Below are 18,702 nucleotides of genomic sequence, written 5' to 3'. Positions count from 1 at the left end.
GTGGTTTTTATTGCCAATAATTAATCAATTTATATTATGAAAGATAAGAGGATATTATATGTATCATCTGAAGTTGTACCTTATCTCGCTGAAAATGAGGTTTCATTAATGTCTTATGACGTACCAAAAATGATTAATGATCAAGGAGGGCAAATTAGAATATTTATGCCAAGGTATGGAAATATTAACGAGAGAAGACACCAATTACATGAAGTGATTAGACTTTCAGGAATGAATTTGGTGGTGAATGATTTGGATATGCCTCTTATTATTAAGGTAGCTTCTATTCCGAAAGAAAGAATACAAGTTTATTTTATTGATAACGAAGAATATTTTAAGAGAAAGGCTACTTTTGCTGATGAGGAAGGGGTAATGTATCCAGATAATGATGAGCGCGCTATCTTTTTTGCAAAAGGAGTTGTTGAGACTGTTAAAAAATTAAACTGGGTTCCGGATATTATTCACGTTCACGGTTGGATGGCTGCTATGTTGCCTGTTTATATGAAGCATTTTTATAAAAATGAAGCATTATTTTCGGATACTAAGATAGTGACTTCTGTTTATAGTCAGTCTTTCGACGGAACTTTAGATCCTGAAATGATTAATAAAGTTCGTTTTGATGGAATACCTGACGAAGCTATTGCTGAATTAGAAGTTCCCAATTATGAAAATATTATAAAAACCACTGTTCGAAATTCTGATGCGGTTATTATTGCTTCAGATGGACTCTCTCCAAGTTTAACAAAATTTATAGAATCTTCAAATAAACCTTTTTTACCTTTGAAATTTAAGGACGAATTTGCGGTGGCTTATACCGAATTCTATCAAAATATGTTGTTATAAATCAATCTTTTACGAATAAATATGCTTAGAAATTCTTTTTTTAAAATAATTCCTTTCCTTTTTTTTATTGTTCTTTTTAATTCGTGTGACAAAGAATTTAATGTTATTGGTGAAGATCTTATAGGTGATAATTCTTTTGGTATAAAAAAAGAAGAATTTCCTGTTGTTGGGTATAACCAAAAAATAGGACCAATTCAGTCTAATAATATGGATATTAATCCTTTAGGTGTTTATAAGAATTCTTCCTTTGGTACAACCAAAGCAAATTTTGTAACTCAAGTGGCTTTGGCAACTGTGGCTCCTGATATTGATGAAAGTGCTGTAATAGTAAGTGCAGTATTGACAATCCCTTATTTTAGTACTCTAACGGGTTCAAATGCTGATGGTAATACCTATGAGTTGGATTCTATTTATGGACCAAGTAAGGCCAAAATGAATCTGAAGATATATGAATCTAATTACTATATGAGAGATTTGGATCCAGAAGAACAATTAACTCAGCCTCAAAAATATTATACAAATCAATATTCTGAGTTTTTTACCCAAAAGGGAGATTTATTGTATGATAGTTCTGCAGATTTGGTTAATGATAAAGTGTTCTTTTTTGATCCTAAAGAAATTGTGGTAAAAGATGTTGATAATGTTGTAACTTCTAGAACTGTTCCTGGGATGAAGTTGAATTTGAATACCGCTTTTTTTCAAAATAAAATATTAAAAGCGTCTGATGCCTCCTTGGCTAATAATGCTGCTTTTAAAGAGTATTTTAGAGGTTTGTTTTTCGATATTGAAAACATAGATGCTGAAGGTAATATGGCAATGCTTAATTTTAAAGGAGGAAAAATTACAATTACTTATAATGAGACTATTAGTGAAGTTATAACAGAAAAAACATTGGTTATACAATTAAGTGGTAATACGGTTAGTTTGCTGGATCAAAGTAATCCTAATCAAGACTATACTGATAGTACGCCTATTAATCCTGATGAAACTTATAAAGCAAATGGTGATGATAATTTATATTTAAAGGGAGGTGAAGGTTCAATGTCTGTCTTGAAATTATTTAGTGCAATTGATAATCATGGATTAGAATTGAGTGAAGCGCCAAATGGTGTGCCTGATGAACTGGATGACATGAGGAGAAATAAATATCTTATTAATGAAGCTGATTTAATTTTTCATTTAAATTCAGAGGCTATGGGTAATAATCCTATACCTCAAAGAATTTATTTATATGATTTTACAAACAAGCAAATATTGATCGATTATCTTGATAATTCAGCTGCTAGTAACCCTAAAAATGATAAATTTGTTTTTGGAGGAATTATCAATAAAGATACAGATGCGAATGGTGGTGGATACTATTATAAATTTAGAATTACTAATTATATTAGAAGTCTTGTGAAAAATACAGATTCAACTAATGTAGATTTAGGATTAGTTGTTACAGAAAACATTAATAAATCTGCCTTTTATTCGTTAAGAGATAAAACGCAATCACCGTTTAAAGTTCCTATGGCTTCCGTTATGAATCCATTAGGTACTATTGTCTACGGTAATAATGTCGCAGATGAAAAAAAGAGATTAAAATTTGTAGTTTATTATACTAAAGCTAATTAAGAAAAACTATGTGTGGAATTGTTGGGTATATTGGTTATAGAGAAGCTTATCCTATTGTAATAAAAGGTCTTAAAAGATTGGAATATCGTGGATATGATAGTGCAGGAGTAATGTTGTATGATGGAGAGTCTGTAAAATTATCAAAAACCAAGGGTAAAGTTTCAGATCTTGAAGTTAAAGCTCAAAACGAAATCACGACAAATGGATCGATTGGAATTGGACATACTCGTTGGGCAACCCATGGAGTTCCAAATGATGTAAATTCGCATCCTCATGTTTCAAATTCTGGAGATTTAGTAATTATTCATAACGGGATTATAGAAAATTATGCTCCTTTGAAAGTTGAATTAATAAAAAGGGGGTATACTTTTAGTTCTGATACTGATTCTGAGGTTTTAATTAACCTTATTGAAGAGGTTCAAAAAAAGGAGAACTTAAAATTAGGAAAAGCTGTTCAGGTGGCCTTAAATCAAGTTGTAGGAGCTTATGCAATTGCCGTTTTTGATAAAAAAACACCTAACGAAATAGTTGCTGCAAGACTTGGAAGTCCTTTAGCTATAGGAATTGGTGAAGGTGAGTATTTTATAGCTTCAGATGCTTCTCCTTTCATTGAGTACACTTCAAATGCTGTGTATCTTGAAGACGGCGAAATGGCTAACATAAGATTGCATAAAGCGATGAAAGTTCGTAAGATCAAAGACGATTCTATTGTAGATCCTTATATTCAAGAACTTCAAATGAATTTGGAGCAAATTGAAAAAGGAGGTTACGATCATTTCATGTTAAAAGAAATTTACGAGCAGCCTAGTGTAATTAAAGATACCTATAGAGGAAGATTGCACGCCAATGAAGGTATTATTCAAATGGCAGGTGTTGAAGATAATATTGAGAAGTTTTTGAATGCAGATCGAATCATAATTGTTGCCTGTGGAACTTCATGGCATGCAGGTTTGGTTGCTGAATATGTTATTGAAGAATTTGCCAGAATCCCTGTTGAAGTAGAATATGCATCTGAATTTAGATATAGAAATCCAATTATAAACAGTAAAGATGTTGTTATAGCGATTTCGCAATCAGGTGAAACTGCCGATACTATGGCTGCTATTAAATTAGCAAAAGATCATGGAGCATTTGTTTTTGGTGTATGTAATGTAGTAGGTTCTTCTATTTCGAGAGAATCTCATGCTGGAGCTTATACCCATGCAGGGCCAGAAATTGGTGTAGCTTCAACTAAAGCTTTCACAACTCAAATTACCGTTTTAACAATGTTGGCATTGCGTTTAGCTAAAGCTAAAGGTACTTTGACACAGTCTGATTTTCATACCTATCTTCAGGAATTAGAGATTATTCCAGAGAAGGTGAAAGAAGCATTGGAGACTAATGAAAAAGCAATGGAGATTGCAGCTATTTTCAAAAATGCTCCAAATTGCTTATACTTAGGGCGTGGATATAATTTTCCAGTTGCGCTTGAAGGTGCTTTGAAGCTTAAAGAGATTTCGTATATACATGCTGAAGGTTATCCTGCTGCTGAAATGAAACACGGTCCAATTGCATTAATTGATGAATTGATGCCTGTTATTGTAATTGCTCCAAAACAAGGACATTACGATAAAATTGTAAGTAATATTCAGGAAATTAAATCTAGAAGTGGTAAGATTATTGCAGTTGTAACTAAAGGAGATACTCAGGTTCGTGAATTAGCAGATTATGTTATTGAAATTCCAGAAACATCTGATGCTTTATCACCGTTAATAACTACAATACCTTTACAGCTTCTTTCTTATCATATTGCTGTTATGAGAGGTTGTAATGTTGATCAGCCTAGAAATTTAGCAAAATCGGTTACTGTTGAATAATCAATTGATATAAAATTTTAAAAAAAGCGAGATTTATTTCTCGCTTTTTTTTGTTTTATACTTTTTACGAAAACGTTGTAAATTTTGTGATAAATTTAATATAACTACTGAATTGCTATGTATGCATAGTATATTTTACGAATAATTTATAATTTTATTAGTAATAATGCAAAATATAAAAATATTGAATTGTTATACATGAAGCTATTTTATTAATAATAATTGCAAATAATTTTATTTTTATTATTGATAATTAAAAAATATATGTAATTTGGTGCCATTAACCAACAAAAATATATCAAATGAGATTGTATTTACTTTTTTTAACATTGTTCTTTTGTAGCATATCTTTTGCGCAAAATTCTATCAAAGGGGTTGTTACGGACGAAAATAATCAGCCAATTGCAGGAGTTAATATCAATGTGGTAGGGGCAAAGGAAGGAACGGTTTCTGATTACGACGGTTCTTTCGTTTTAATCACGAAGCAAACCCCTCCTTTTTCTCTTGAAATTGCTGCAGTTGGATATGGTTCTTCTACGGTTACTGTAGAAGCATTATCCCAAAAAGTTGTAGTGAAATTAAATGCAGAAGAGACAAAATTAAATGAAATTGTTGTTTCTGCTTCAAGAGCGCCGGAGAGAGTTCTTCAGTCTCCTGTTACAATTGAAAGAATGGGAATTCAGCAAGTAAAAAGTACTACGGCTCCAACATTTTATGATGGATTGGAAAATTTAAAAGAAGTGCAATTTAATACAAGTAGTATTTCATTCAAAACTGTTAATACAAGAGGTTTTGCAGCGGTAGGAAATACTCGTTTCATGCAATTGGTGGATGGTATGGATAATTCTTCGCCTGCGTTGAACTTTGTGTTAGGGAACTTAATTGGTCTTTCTGATATTGATGTGGCTAGTGTAGAGCTTTTGCCTGGAGCTTCTTCTGCTTTATATGGAGCTAACGCATTTAATGGAATTTTATTTATGAATAGTAAAAGTCCATTTACGTACCAAGGAATCAGTTCTTATGTAAAGTATGGTCAAACGTCACAAGATGTTGCTGGTACAAATGATTATTTCGATATGGGAATTAGAGCAGCTACTGCTTTTACTAAGCATTTTGGAGTTAAAGCCAATTTTAATTACATGAGAGCTACCGAATGGATAGCTGATGATAGAAGAAGTCAAACAGGTGGGACAATAGGTCATGATGGGAATCAGAATTATGATGGTTTGAATATTTATGGTGATGAAGTAACTACTTCTATTGCTAATGTTGGGAAGGTAAGTAGAACAGGTTACCGTGAGAAAGATTTAAATGATAATAAAGTAAATAGTGTAAAAGCTGATTTTTCTTTGTATTTCAGACCTTGGGATAATGAAACGGAAATAATACTTCAATATAAATTAGGTCTTGGGAATACTATTTACCAAGGTGCAAATAGATATGCTTTGAACGATTTCTTTATGAGTCAAACTAAAATCGAAGTTAAAGGGAAAAACTTTTTTGCCAGAGCTTATCAGTCTTCAGAGGATGCAGGGAATTCTTACGATATGCGTTTTGCCGGTTGGAATGTACAAAGATTGGCTAAATCAGATACCAACTGGTTTACTGATTATGCAACCGCATTTCAGTTATCTTCTGCTGCTTTGGGGCTTAATGCAAATGAGGCGGCTAATTATGCGAGAAATTTTGCTGATAAAAATGTATCTCCAGGCTTAAATTTAGTACCAAATACAGACCCAACAAATCCTGGCGCTCCAAGAGGTGTACGTTTTGAGCCAGGTTCTTCTGAATTTGTAAATGCATTAAATACTGTAAAAAGCGATCCTGATTTCACAAAGGGAGCCAAATTTACGGATCGGTCTAAAATATATCACTCGGATGTTAATTATAATTTTAAAGATAAAATCAAATTTGCTGAAATTCAAGTAGGAGGTTCTGCTCGTCAATACGAAATGAATTCTAGTGGTTCTATTTTTACTGATTATGATGGGCCAATTCGTTACAATGAATATGGGGTATATACTCAAGGATCTAAAATGTTTATGGATGATCGATTAAAATTAGTTGCCTCTATTCGTTATGATAAGAGTCAAAATTTTGATGGAAATGTATCGCCAAGAGTTTCTGTAGTGTATTCTGCTGGTGCGAAAAAAAATCACAATTTTAGAGCTTCTTACCAAACGGGATTTAGAAATCCAACAACTCAGGATCAGTATATTGGTCTGGATTTAGGGCCGTTTGCTTTGATTGGTTCGGCTCCTGAAAATTTAGTTCGTTTTTCTGAAACATTAAATGTGAGTGCTGCAGGGCAGGCTGCTTTCATAGCGGCTGGTAAACCTGCTACACCAACCGTTGTTATGAATGGTAATAATGCATATGATAATTCGTATACTTTGGTTTCTGTGCAGGAATTTAGTAAAAAGTTGGGTGAGGACTCTTCTCCTGCAGGTGTTGCTGCTGCTGTAGCTAAATTGCAAGCGGCAAATGTACAATTAGTTCGTCCTGAAGAAGTAAAGGCTTATGAATTGGGATATAGAACTGTTATTAATAATGATTTGTCAGTGGATATTAATGGTTATTACAATCAGTACAATAATTTCTTGAATACTTCTAGAGTAGCAGGAGTGTATTATGGAGATGTGAATGCTGCTTTTAATCCATTAGATGAGTTAAGCTCAGTAAAAGCTCTGACACGAGGTGACAGAAGAATTTACCAAGTGTATAGTAATACTTCTGCCGATGTTGCTTCGTTAGGTTTTGGAATTGGATTGTCTAAAAAAGTGTATAAAGATTTTGAATTAGGGGTGAATTATAACTACTCTCAATTAGATTTTAATCAATCTGAAGATCCTGGATTTGTTACTGGATTCAATACTCCAAAACATAGGGTAAAAGGATCTTTAGGGAATGCTAAATTGTTTAAAAACTTTGGTTTTAATACAAATGTTAGATGGAACTCTGAATATTTATGGCAATCTTCTTTTGCAGATGGAATGATTCCGTCAACAACTGTCTTTGATGCTCAAATCAATTATGGTCTTCCGCAATATAAATTATTGTTTAAAGTAGGAGCAACTAATATTGGAGGTAAAGATTATATTCAAGTAATTGGTGCGGGTTCTATTGGTCAACAATGGTTTGCTTCATTGACTATCAATCCATAATTAAAAAGACAAGAATTTAAAAATATACAGTATGATAAAAAATTTCAAATGGCTACTCTTGGTTTCTTTAAGCTTTGTAGCATGTAATAATAATGATGATGATACGGCGGCAACGGCAGAAGTTCCTGTTACTCCTGGGTCAGCTTCTTTTGCAAAATATGTAGCATTGGGTGATTCTTTTGCTGCTGGATATAGTGATGGTGCGTTATTTAAAAAAGGTCAGGAAACATCTTATCCCTCAGTTTTAGCGCAACAATTTACTCAAGCCGGTGGTGGAGCTTTTAATGTTCCTTTTTGTGGTAATGACAATCTAGGAGGTCTTTTGTATGGAGGTACACCAATCGCTGAGACTAGAAAATATATTTCTGGTTTTTATCCTAATGGTAGACCAATTATTCAAAACGTACCTGGTGTGCCGGTAACGGATGTAACTACTCATTTGACCGGGACATTTAATAATTTAGGAGTGCCAGGAGCAAAAAGTTTCGATTTATTATCTACTACTTATGGTAATGGTAATCCAGCTGGATTTGGAACTGGGGCAACCAGTCCATACTTTTCCAGATTTTCTTCTTCAGCTATGGCATCTGTTATTGGTGATGCTTTAGTTCAAAAACCGACTTTTTTTTCCTTATGGATTGGTGGTAATGATGTTTTAGGTTATGCTTTAAGTGGTGGTGATGGAACAAATCCTATTACTCCAACTGGAACTTTTGAAACTGCATATAATAATTTAGTTACTCAATTATCTACAGATGGTAGAAAGGGTGTTGTGGCAAACTTGCCTTTTATAACTACATTGCCAAATTTTAGCGTTGTTTCTGTAAAACCAGTTAGTCCATCGGCATATTTTGTTGATGGTGATGAAAATAATAAAGTACCTGTAATTAGTGCTGGAGATATAGCAACTATTAATGCTTTGAATGCACAGCTTCTAGGGCCGCTAAAACAAGTTTTAACAGGTTTAGGTGCTGGGGACAGGATTGAGTTGTTGTCTACTACTGCGAATAATCCTGTGTTGATTGTGGATGAGACTTTGACAGATTATAAGCAGCAAATAACTGGGGCTTTGACACCTGCTTTGGGGGCTGCTACTGCAGGTTTTTATGGTGCAGTTTTTGGTAAAGTAAGGCAAACTAAAAAGGATGGAGCTTCTACAGATTTAATATTGTTATCTACTAGTACTGTAATCGGATCTACAGCTGCAGGAGCTCCGTCTCCATTAAATAAATATGGAATCTCTTATCCATTACAAGATAAGCACGTGCTAATTCCATCTGAAATTTCAGAAATGGAAGCGGCAGTAATTGCTTATAACACTATTATAAAAAATGCGGCTGATGCAAAAGGATTAGCATATGTAGATGCTAAATCTGCAATGACACAGTTGTCGTCTACTTCAGGGGTTAGTTTTGGGAACTTTCAAATGACTTCTTCATATGTAACTGGTGGTGCTTTTTCGTTAGATGGAGTTCATCCAACTCCTAGAGGGTATGCTTATATAGCAAATCTTTTTATAGATGCGATTAATACTAAGTATGGGTCAACATTGAGGAAAGTAGATTTGGCCGAATATCAAACTTTATTTCCTGGGATGATACAATAAATTATAATTTTTAACCAATGCTAAAACCACCCGTTTATTAACGTGGTGGTTTTTTTGTTTTGACCCAAAAATATGATGTTTTAATAGTTTGGAACTCCTTAAAAGTCAATCTATTAAAATTTTAGCTTTTTTTGTAAAAAAAAGTATGGATTTTATATTTTAAAAAATTATCTTTGCACTCTGAAAAAAGTATCCATTCGTTAATTATCGATGGGCTGTATTTCATAAACCTAAATAGCTATTTAATAAATACATAAGCAATGTCAAAAGTAATAGGAAAAGTTGCCCAAATCATTGGACCAGTAGTCGATGTAGTTTTCAACGGAAAAGATGTTGAACTTCCAAAAATTTATGATTCATTAGAAATCACAAAAAAAGACGGTACATTATTAGTACTTGAAGTACAATCTCACATTGGTGAAAACACTGTTCGTACCATTTCTATGGACTCTACAGATGGTTTGAGCAGAGGTTATGAAGTTGTTGGAACAGGAAATCCTATCCAAATGCCAATCGGTGCAGATGTTTACGGACGTTTGTTTAATGTAATTGGAGATGCCATTGATGGTTTGCCAGCTTTACCAAAAACAGGTGAAAATGGTACTTCAATACACAGACAAGCACCAAAGTTTGAAGATTTATCTACATCTTCTGAAGTTCTATTTACAGGTATTAAAGTAATCGATTTGATTGAGCCTTATTCAAAAGGAGGTAAAATTGGATTGTTTGGTGGTGCTGGAGTAGGTAAAACGGTATTGATTCAGGAGTTGATTAACAATATTGCAAAAGGTCACGGTGGACTTTCAGTATTCGCAGGAGTAGGAGAAAGAACACGTGAAGGGAATGACTTGCTTCGTGAGATGTTGGAGTCAGGAATTATAAAATATGGTGAGGAATTCATGCACTCTATGGAAAATGGAGGATGGGATTTGTCTAAAGTTGACATGCCAGGAATGAGAGAGTCTAAAGCTACTTTCGTTTTTGGACAAATGAATGAGCCTCCAGGAGCTCGTGCTCGTGTAGCACTTTCTGGATTATCTATCGCTGAGTACTTCCGTGATGGAGCAGGTACTGATCAAGGAAAAGACGTTCTTTTCTTCGTTGATAATATCTTCCGTTTTACACAAGCAGGTTCTGAGGTTTCGGCACTTTTAGGTCGTATGCCATCTGCGGTAGGTTACCAACCAACATTGGCAACTGAGATGGGAGCGATGCAAGAGCGTATTACTTCTACAAATAAAGGATCTATTACATCTGTACAAGCGGTTTACGTTCCTGCGGATGATTTAACTGACCCGGCACCAGCTACAACATTTGCTCACTTAGATGCAACTACTGTATTGTCTCGTAAAATTGCTGAGTTAGGTATTTATCCTGCGGTGGATCCATTGGATTCAACTTCTAGAATCTTAGCTCCACATATTATCGGTAATGAGCACTATGATTGTGCACAAAGAGTAAAAGAAATTCTTCAAAAATACAAACAATTGCAAGATATTATTGCGATTCTAGGTATGGAAGAGTTATCAGAAGATGATAAATTAGCGGTTTCAAGAGCTAGACGTGTACAACGTTTCTTGTCTCAACCTTTCCATGTTGCTGAGCAATTTACAGGATTAAAAGGAGTTTTAGTAGATATCAAAGATACTATCAAAGGATTTAATATGATTATTGATGGTGAATTAGATCACTTGCCAGAATCAGCTTTCAACCTTAAAGGAACTATCGAAGAAGCTATCGAGGCTGGAGAAAAAATGTTGGCTGAAGCTTAATAGAATTATGAATTACAAATTACGAATTATCAATTTTCGTAATTCGTAATTTAAAATTCGTAATTAAATAAATTATGATTTTAGAAATAGTATCACCAGAAGCGAAATTATTTTCAGGAGAAATCTCATCTATCTCTGTACCTGGAGTAGATGGTCGTTTTCAAATGTTAAATAACCACGCACCAATAGTTTCATTGCTGCAAAAAGGAACAATTAATATTACTACTGCTGGAAACTTTGAATTAAACGAAGAAAAAGCAAGTTTGTTTACTAAGGTAAGTGATAATAATTATACTTTAGAAATTGCCTCTGGTACTCTTGAGTTAAAAGATAATAAAGTAATTGTTTTAGCTGACTAAAACAATTTGGATTCAAAATAAATGAGCTTGACCTTTTGGTCAGGCTTTTTTTATGAGTAATTTTCAGATAATTTATTTAAAAAAGTGGCTTGTATTACGGTTTAGACATATTTTTTTTTAACTTTACCTTATGATTTTTTATGTCAATAGTTAATTTAAATTAAGATATAATGATAAATAAACCACTTTTAGTTCTTCTATTTTTGTTGATCAGCGCTACTAGTTTTTCTCAAGTTTATAGTGATAAAATTGTAGGTAAAAAAAATGAAGCACTACTTGATAGCATTAAGGAGGCTCCATATCCTTATGTATTGCCGATTTTAGGAGAAAAAGCGACCAAAAAAGGATTTCATTTGCCGTATTCAGCAGGTATTTCAGTTAATTATTTTTGGCAAAAATCAGATATTGAAATCAAAAATCTTCAAGTAGGATTTAATAATAGTCCAATGGTTAATTTGGATCAAATTGTGCGTTTTAATGATTCGTATGTAACTGCTTCTGCAATCAATGTCAGACCTGATATTTGGTTGTTCCCCTTTTTGAATATTTATGGAATTTTAGGGAAAGCAAATACTTCTACTAATATTAAAGCTGGTATTTGGGTTCCCGATGAAAATGGTAATTGGTCTGAAATATTGCCTTTTAGTACTAAAGCCAAATTTAATGGGACTACTTTTGGTATAGGCTTTACTCCTACTATTGGTATAGGAGGCGGTTGGTTGGCACTGGATATGAATGTTGCTTGGACCGATATTCCAGAGCTTTCAAAACCAGCTAAGACTTTTATATTTGGACCAAGGTTTGGAAAAACATTCAAATTCAATAAACCAGAGCAAAATATTGCTGTATGGGTTGGGGCTTTTAGAGTACATTTAAATAGTGGAACTTCTGGTTCAATACCATTGAGTGATTTTATTTCAACTGATGGAGCTCAGACCAAAGTTGATGCTGGTATTGCTAAGGTTGATGAAAAACAGGCAGCAGAAGATGCATCGTGGAATAGTTTAACACCTATTCAGCAAGCGAATCCCAAAAATAAAATTCCACACGAATTAAAAAATGCTGCTTATGAAAAGGCATATGGCTTTTTGACTGCAGTTGATGGAGCTTTAAGTACAGCAGGAAATTCAACAGTTCAGTATTCCTTAGAAAAATCGCCTAAAGATGCTTGGAATTTTATTGTAGGATCACAATTTCAATTAAACAGACATTATATGTTACGTGCTGAATGTGGTTTTCTAGGAAGTCGTACACAATTTTTGACAAGTCTTCAATACCGCTTTGGATTGTAAATAATTTTGAAAATTAAACTTGAGATTTATCTAAATCGATAATTATATCAGATGAAAAAGATTCTATTCGTATTTGTATTATGTTTTGGTTTTCAGAAGGCTCAATCTCAGGTTTTAATGTCTCTTATTTTTGGAGATAAACTGAATTCGCCTAATATTGAATTCGGTTTAGAAGGAGGTGCTAATTTTTCTACTATTACAAATCAACCCGGAGCAGATTATAGAACAGGTTTTAACTTAGGTTTTTATTTCGATTTTAATTTAAAGAATCCCTCTTGGATTTTTAATACAGGTGTAATTGTTAAGTCTTCTATGGGAGCTAATGGATTGCCTGTTTATAGTTTAAATGATGAAAAATTAGATGCTACTTTTTCGGAAGGATCTGTTGAAAGGAAAATTAGTTATTTCAATGTGCCATTCATGATTAAGTACAAATTTGATAATAATATTTATGTAAAAGCTGGTACTCAATTGGGATTATTGTCTAGTGCGGTTGATATATTTCGTCAAGATTATAACGGTGCAGACGCAGAATATAAAAATAAAATACGCGATAAAATTCACGTGATTGATGCAGGTTTAGCTTTTGGTGCTGGATATCGTTTTAAGACTAAAAACGGGCTTAATCTTGGTTTGCAATATTACTATGGATTAGTACCACTTTTAAAAGGGGATAATAGCCCAAATCAATTTAATCGCTCATTATATATTACTGCAGGTTTGCCTATTGGGAAGGGTAAGGCTGCTAAAAAAGCTGCTGAAAAGAAGAAGTTAGAAGAAAAAGAAACTTTGCCTAATAATTAAGTTGCTTTCCATAACTTTGCACTCATGAAGTTTCCAGAAAATCTAATTGCAAAGCTTGAAAGTCGTAAGCAAAATAATGCACTAAGAATCCTTCCAAAACCTAATGATTTAATTGATTTTGCATCTAATGATTATATAGGTTTTTCAAAATCGGAAGTTGTTTTTAATGAAACCCATCAGTTTTTAGTAACCCATAATATTAAAAATAATGGTGCTACAGGTTCTCGATTACTTTCTGGGAACCACTTTTTATATACCAAAGCTGAAAAGCATATTGCTCAATTTCATCAAGTGGAATCAGCATTATTATTTAATTCTGGTTATGACGCTAATGTTGGTTTTTTTAGCGCAGTTCCACAACGCAATGATGTCATTTTGTTCGATGAATTGTGTCATGCTTCTATTCGGGACGGAATCCAAATGAGTAATGCCAAATCTTATAAATTTCAGCATAATAATTTTGAAGATTTAGAAAGACTGCTTTTAAAACAGAGCGAAAAATCAGTTATTTATATTGTAACCGAATCTGTTTTTTCTATGGATGGTGATTGCCCAAATCTGGAAGAATTAATAGCTATTTCTGGCAGATACAATGGTTATTTAGTAATTGATGAAGCTCATGCTTTGGGCGTTTTTGGTGATAAAGGAGAAGGATTGATTCAGTATCTAGATTTACAGGATAAAGTATTTGCCCGAATTATGACTTTTGGAAAGGGGTTGGGCTGTCATGGTGCTGTTGTTTTAGGTTCGAATGAATTGCAATCATATCTTGTCAATTTTGCACGAAGTTTTATTTATACAACTGGATTATCACCTCATTCGGTGGCTACTATTTTATTGGGATATTATCATTTAGAAAAAGATAAGAAATCAATTGAATTACTTCGTGAAAATATTATTTTTTTCAATCAGGTGAAAAAAATGCTGAATTTAAGCCCGCTTTTTATTCGAAGTAAATCGGCTATTCAAAGTGTTATTATTCCCGGAAACGAAAAAGTTAAAAACATTGCCAATTCTTTGCAAAAGGAAGGTTTTGATGTCAAAGCAATACTTTCTCCAACTGTTCCTGAGGGGCAAGAGCGATTGCGGTTTTGTTTGCATAGTTACAATAGTAAAGAGGAAATAACTAAATTGTTGACGTTGTTGAGTAACTTTGTTTTTGGCTCACTGATTTAACGGATTCTACTGATTTAAACTGATTTTATATGACAGGTTTATTGCATAAAGAAATAACAGATGATATTTTGAAAGTGTATTATGATATATACAATCAGTTAGGATATGGTTTTTTAGAAAAAGTATATCAGAATGCAATGTATTTCGAATTAAAAAATAAAGGATACAAAGTGGAAGCTCAAACGCCAATAAAAGTCTATTTAAAGGGACGGTTGATTGGTGAATATTATTCTGATTTCTTAATTGAAAATAAAATTATAATTGAATTGAAAGCTTGTGAATTACTAATGAATGTGCATGTTGCTCAATTAATGAATTATTTAAAAGCAACCGAAATGGAAGTTGGACTTTTATTAAACTTTGGTGAAGACCCAGAATTTAAGCGTATTATTTACACAAATGATAGAAAGAAGAATTTAAAAAATCTGTGATAATCAGTTGAATCAGTATTATCCGTGGGCTAATTTATATGAAACTATTTATAACAGGAATCTCAACCGATGTTGGCAAAACTATTGCCTCATCCATAATTGTTGAATCTTTACAGGCTGATTATTGGAAACCAATTCAGGCTGGAGATTTAGACAAATCCGATACTCATAAGGTCAAAGAGTATATCTCTAATAGCAAATCACAATTTCATCCAAATGCTTATGCTTTAAATACGCCTGCGAGTCCGCATCTTGCAGCTGAGTTGGATGGTGTTGTTATTGATTTAAATCAAATCAAAGAACCAAAAACAAAAAGTCATTTGGTAATTGAAGGTGCAGGAGGTGTTTTTGTGCCTTTAAATGATACAGATTGTGTGATTGATTTAATTAAACCCGATTATAAAGTAATAATTGTGTCAAGGCATTATTTGGGTAGTATCAATCATACGTTACTTACAATAGAAGCTTTGCTTAATCGTAAAATAGCGATAGGAGGAATTATTTTTTCGGGTAATGAAAATGCCTCAACAGAGTCAATTATTTTGAAGAAAACCGGAATTAAGTGCATTGGTCGAATTGATGAAGAGCCTTATTTTGATCAGAATGTAATCAAAGAATATGCAGATAGATTCCGAGAGGAACTTTTGCAATTATAATAGATAATTTATTAATCTTAAATCAGCAATCTGATGAGTTTGATCGAAAGAGACCAGAATACTATTTGGCATCCATATACACAACATAAAACTGCTGCACTTCCTATTGCTATTGCTAAAGGTGAAGGTGCGCTACTTTGGGATGTAAACAATAAGGAATTTATCGATGCAATTGCTTCTTGGTGGGTTAATCCTTATGGACATTCTAACAAATTTATTGCTGACGCTATTTACAAGCAATTAACTACATTAGAACATGTTTTGTTTGGTGGATTTACGCACGAACCAGCTATTGTTTTGGCTGAAAAATTGATGGAAATTTTACCTAAAAATCAACAAAAAATATTCTTCTCCGATAATGGATCTACTGCTGTAGAAGTAGCGATTAAGGTTGCTTTGCAATATTTTTACAATAAAGGCGAAAAGAGAACAACGATTATTGCTTTAGAAAATGGTTTTCATGGAGATACTTTTGCGGCAATGGCGGCAAGTGGGATCTCTTTTTATACTCAAGCCTTTCAAGGGATGTTTATAGATGTGGTTCGAATCCCTGTTCCTGTAAAAGGTCAAGAACAAGTAAGTTTTGATGCTTTAGCAGAAATAATTAAGAAGCATAATTGTGCTGGATTTATCTTCGAACCATTGGTACAAGGTGCTGCTGGAATGGTGATGTACGAACCCGAATCATTAGACAGACTAATTCAGATTTGTAGAGAAAATAAAGTTCTTACGATTGCGGATGAAGTAATGACTGGTTTTGGAAAAACTGGAAAAACGTTTGCTTGCGATTATATTTACGAAGTTCCTGATATGATGTGTTTGTCTAAGGCTTTGACAGGAGGGACTATTCCGATGGCAATTACGACTTTTACTCAAGATATCTTTGAAGCTTTTTATGATGAAGATATTAATAAGGCGTTATTTCATGGTCATACTTTTACGGCCAATCCTACGGGTTGTGCAGCAGCTTTGGCAAGTTTGACTTTATTAAATGCTCCAGAAATGCAAGATAATGTTGCTCGTGTAAATAAAAGGCATTTAGAATTTCAAAAGCACATTGAATCTCATCCAAAAGTGGCTACAACTCGCGTATTAGGGGTTATTTTTGCTTTGGAAATCGTTACTGAAAGTTCGGCTAGTTATTACGGGACTTTGCGCAATAAATTATATAATTTCTTTATTGAGAATGGTATAGTTTTGCGTCCTGTTGGAAATATTGTTTATATTTTGCCACCTTATATTATCACAGATGAACAATTGCAAAAAGTATATGAAGTGGTCGAAAAGGCATTGGAAATAGCTTAAATTTGCAAAAAAAAAGAAAAATTGTCACAAATTATCTCCATAACAGCACTCGCATCTATTTCGCCATTAGGTAATGATCCAAAAATAATTTGGGAAAATTATCGAAAGGATACTCATTGTTTTACGAGTCATTTTTTAGATCAAAAAGAAACACTTGTTGCGCAATTGGATGATAATTCAAAAGCAATAGTTGAAGCTTTGAAGCTTTCGGATATTAAATACAAATCTTTAGACAAATCTGTTTTGTATGCGATGGTGGCTTCCAGAAAAGCAATCGAGAATGCTGGCTGGACTTCGAATGATGTTTTCGGAATAAACATTGGTTCTTCTCGTGGTGCTACTGATTTATTCGAAAAACATTATCAGGAATATTTAGAAACTGGTAAAGCACAAACCTTAGCTTCTCCGACGACTACTTTGGGAAATATTTCGTCTTGGGTAGCTCATGATTTACAAAGTTCGGGGCCAGAAATTTCACATTCTATTACTTGTTCGACTGCATTGCATGCTTTGTTAAATGGTGTGGCTTGGCTTCGTTCTGGAATGGCCGATAAGTTTTTGGTGGGTGGAAGTGAAGCACCTTTAACTGATTTTACGGTGGGACAAATGCGTGCTTTGAAAATTTATTCTAATAGTGAAGAACAATTTCCTAATAGAGCTTTCGATCTTGAGAAAACACAAAATGGAATGATTTTGGGCGAAGGTGCAGCAGTTTGTTGTTTGGAAATAGGAAAAAAGGATAATGCTTTGGCTTTTATAGAAGGAATTGGGTATGCCACAGAAATTTTAGAACATAATATATCCATTTCTACGGAAGCAATTTGTTTTCAGAAGTCGATGAAAATGGCTTTAAAAAATACTGATTTATCTGAAGTTGACGCCATAGTGATGCACGCGCCCGGAACAAAAGCAGGTGACTTAACAGAATATAAAGCGATTAAAAAAGTTTTTGGTTCCGACTTACCAATGCTTACAACGAATAAATGGAAAATTGGTCACACTTTTGGAGCATCAGGAATTTTGAGTGTTGAAATGGCTATTTTGATGATGCAGCAGAATCAGTTCATCGAAGTCCCTTTTGTAAAAGCACAAAAGCCAAGAAAACAAGTCCGTAAAGTTTTGGTTAATGCAGTAGGTTTCGGTGGAAATGCAGTAAGTGTTTTGTTAAGTTTGTAAAATATTGAGTTACAAATTGTAAAAATTAATTTTTTTTTGTATTTCTTATTACTGAAAATCAAGACGGATTACTGCTAATTATTTAGTTGTCAATATTTTCAAGCTCCTTTACTTTGTCGTAAATCAAGTTGCTTTCAAATCCACGGCGTAGCAAATAATCACAAAATTTTTTTCGTTTTTTAAGGGAATTCTTCTCTGTGATGGAATTCCAATGTCTTTCTGCTAAATTTTCAAAAGTAGTAATGTATTCTTCCGGAGTAATTTCTTTCAGTGCTATGTTAATTAGCGTTTGATTAATATGACGCATTTTTAATTCATTGGTAATTCTAATTTTCCCCCAGTTTTTAATCCGATGTTTTCCTCGCGCAAAACTACAAGCAAATCTTGACTCATTTAAAAAATTGTACTCTATAAGATGCACTATAGCTTCGTCTATTTCTGATGAATCCAATTTCATACTCCACAATTTGGATACCACTTCTTCGTGACATCGTTCTTGATAGGCGCAAAAATGTTCGATTTTTTGGATGGCTTCTTTAAGGGAATAGACTTCTTTCATGTAATATAGATATACTTTTTGTCGTATTTGGAGCAAAAATAAGTTTTTGGTTAATGAAATTGATTTTAGAAGTTAATATTTTTTAA

15 protein-coding genes are annotated in these 18,702 nt (G+C 33.4%); 14 read left to right on the top strand and 1 reads right to left on the bottom strand.

Features of this window, described 5'->3' with window-relative positions:
* The first annotated feature begins 36 nt into the window (after positions 1–36).
* The 14 genes from CLU82_RS07905 (at position 37) to CLU82_RS07840 (ending at position 18,057) form a co-directional block, all read left to right on the top strand.
* Positions 37–843: a glycogen/starch synthase gene (locus CLU82_RS07905; RefSeq protein WP_100842578.1), complete on the top strand. Its 807-nt coding sequence runs from the start codon at positions 37–39 to the stop codon at positions 841–843.
* A 21-nt stretch (positions 844–864) separates the two neighbouring features.
* A complete protein-coding gene (locus CLU82_RS07900; RefSeq protein ID WP_100842577.1) occupies positions 865–2,460 on the top strand; it encodes a DUF4270 domain-containing protein in 1,596 nt (531 codons plus the stop codon).
* Positions 2,461–2,468: 8 nt separating this feature from the next.
* Complete coding sequence (gene glmS / locus CLU82_RS07895) at positions 2,469–4,316, top strand: glutamine--fructose-6-phosphate transaminase (isomerizing) (protein ID WP_100842576.1); 1,848 nt, start codon at positions 2,469–2,471, stop codon at positions 4,314–4,316.
* A 302-nt stretch (positions 4,317–4,618) separates the two neighbouring features.
* Positions 4,619–7,480, top strand: coding sequence for a TonB-dependent receptor (locus CLU82_RS07890; RefSeq protein ID WP_100842575.1), 2,862 nt, complete (start codon positions 4,619–4,621; stop codon positions 7,478–7,480).
* 31 nt (positions 7,481–7,511) lie between these two features.
* A complete protein-coding gene (locus CLU82_RS07885) occupies positions 7,512–9,086 on the top strand; it encodes an SGNH/GDSL hydrolase family protein (protein ID WP_100842574.1) in 1,575 nt (524 codons plus the stop codon).
* A gap of 260 nt (positions 9,087–9,346) precedes the next feature.
* Positions 9,347–10,858 carry a F0F1 ATP synthase subunit beta gene (atpD, locus tag CLU82_RS07880; protein WP_100842573.1) on the top strand — a complete coding sequence of 504 codons (1,512 nt, stop codon included), beginning with the start codon at positions 9,347–9,349 and terminating at the stop codon, positions 10,856–10,858.
* 74 nt (positions 10,859–10,932) lie between these two features.
* Positions 10,933–11,217, top strand: a complete 285-nt coding sequence (locus CLU82_RS07875) for a F0F1 ATP synthase subunit epsilon (protein WP_100842572.1) — start codon at positions 10,933–10,935, stop codon at positions 11,215–11,217.
* A gap of 170 nt (positions 11,218–11,387) precedes the next feature.
* Entirely contained in the window at positions 11,388–12,509 is a 1,122-nt protein-coding gene (locus CLU82_RS07870) for a hypothetical protein (RefSeq protein WP_100842571.1), read from the top strand.
* A gap of 51 nt (positions 12,510–12,560) precedes the next feature.
* A complete protein-coding gene (locus CLU82_RS07865) occupies positions 12,561–13,313 on the top strand; it encodes a porin family protein (protein WP_100842570.1) in 753 nt (250 codons plus the stop codon).
* Between the two features lie 24 nt (positions 13,314–13,337).
* On the top strand, positions 13,338–14,489 hold the full coding sequence (locus CLU82_RS07860) for a pyridoxal phosphate-dependent aminotransferase family protein (protein ID WP_100842569.1): 1,152 nt from the start codon (positions 13,338–13,340) through the stop codon (positions 14,487–14,489).
* Positions 14,490–14,518: 29 nt separating this feature from the next.
* On the top strand, positions 14,519–14,920 hold the full coding sequence (locus CLU82_RS07855) for a GxxExxY protein (protein WP_100842568.1): 402 nt from the start codon (positions 14,519–14,521) through the stop codon (positions 14,918–14,920).
* A gap of 38 nt (positions 14,921–14,958) precedes the next feature.
* The gene (gene bioD / locus CLU82_RS07850; protein ID WP_100842567.1) at positions 14,959–15,576 is read left to right on the top strand and encodes a dethiobiotin synthase; all 618 of its coding nucleotides are present in this window, start codon (positions 14,959–14,961) and stop codon (positions 15,574–15,576) included.
* Positions 15,577–15,609: 33 nt separating this feature from the next.
* Positions 15,610–16,881 (top strand): adenosylmethionine--8-amino-7-oxononanoate transaminase, encoded by a 1,272-nt coding sequence (bioA, locus tag CLU82_RS07845; protein ID WP_100842566.1) that lies wholly within the window; start codon positions 15,610–15,612, stop codon positions 16,879–16,881.
* Between the two features lie 21 nt (positions 16,882–16,902).
* Positions 16,903–18,057: a beta-ketoacyl synthase N-terminal-like domain-containing protein gene (locus CLU82_RS07840; RefSeq protein ID WP_100842565.1), complete on the top strand. Its 1,155-nt coding sequence runs from the start codon at positions 16,903–16,905 to the stop codon at positions 18,055–18,057.
* Positions 18,058–18,139: 82 nt separating this feature from the next.
* Here CLU82_RS07840 and CLU82_RS07835 read toward each other — a convergent pair whose 3' ends face one another.
* Positions 18,140–18,616, bottom strand: coding sequence for a regulatory protein RecX (locus CLU82_RS07835; protein WP_100842564.1), 477 nt, complete (start codon positions 18,614–18,616; stop codon positions 18,140–18,142).
* Positions 18,617–18,702 lie beyond the last annotated feature (86 nt).

It is taken from the genome of Flavobacterium sp. 5 (genome assembly GCF_002813295.1).
GTDB lineage: Bacteria > Bacteroidota > Bacteroidia > Flavobacteriales > Flavobacteriaceae > Flavobacterium.
The sequence above is the reverse complement of the archived record's forward strand: the minus strand, read 5'-3'. Positions and strand labels throughout refer to the sequence as shown.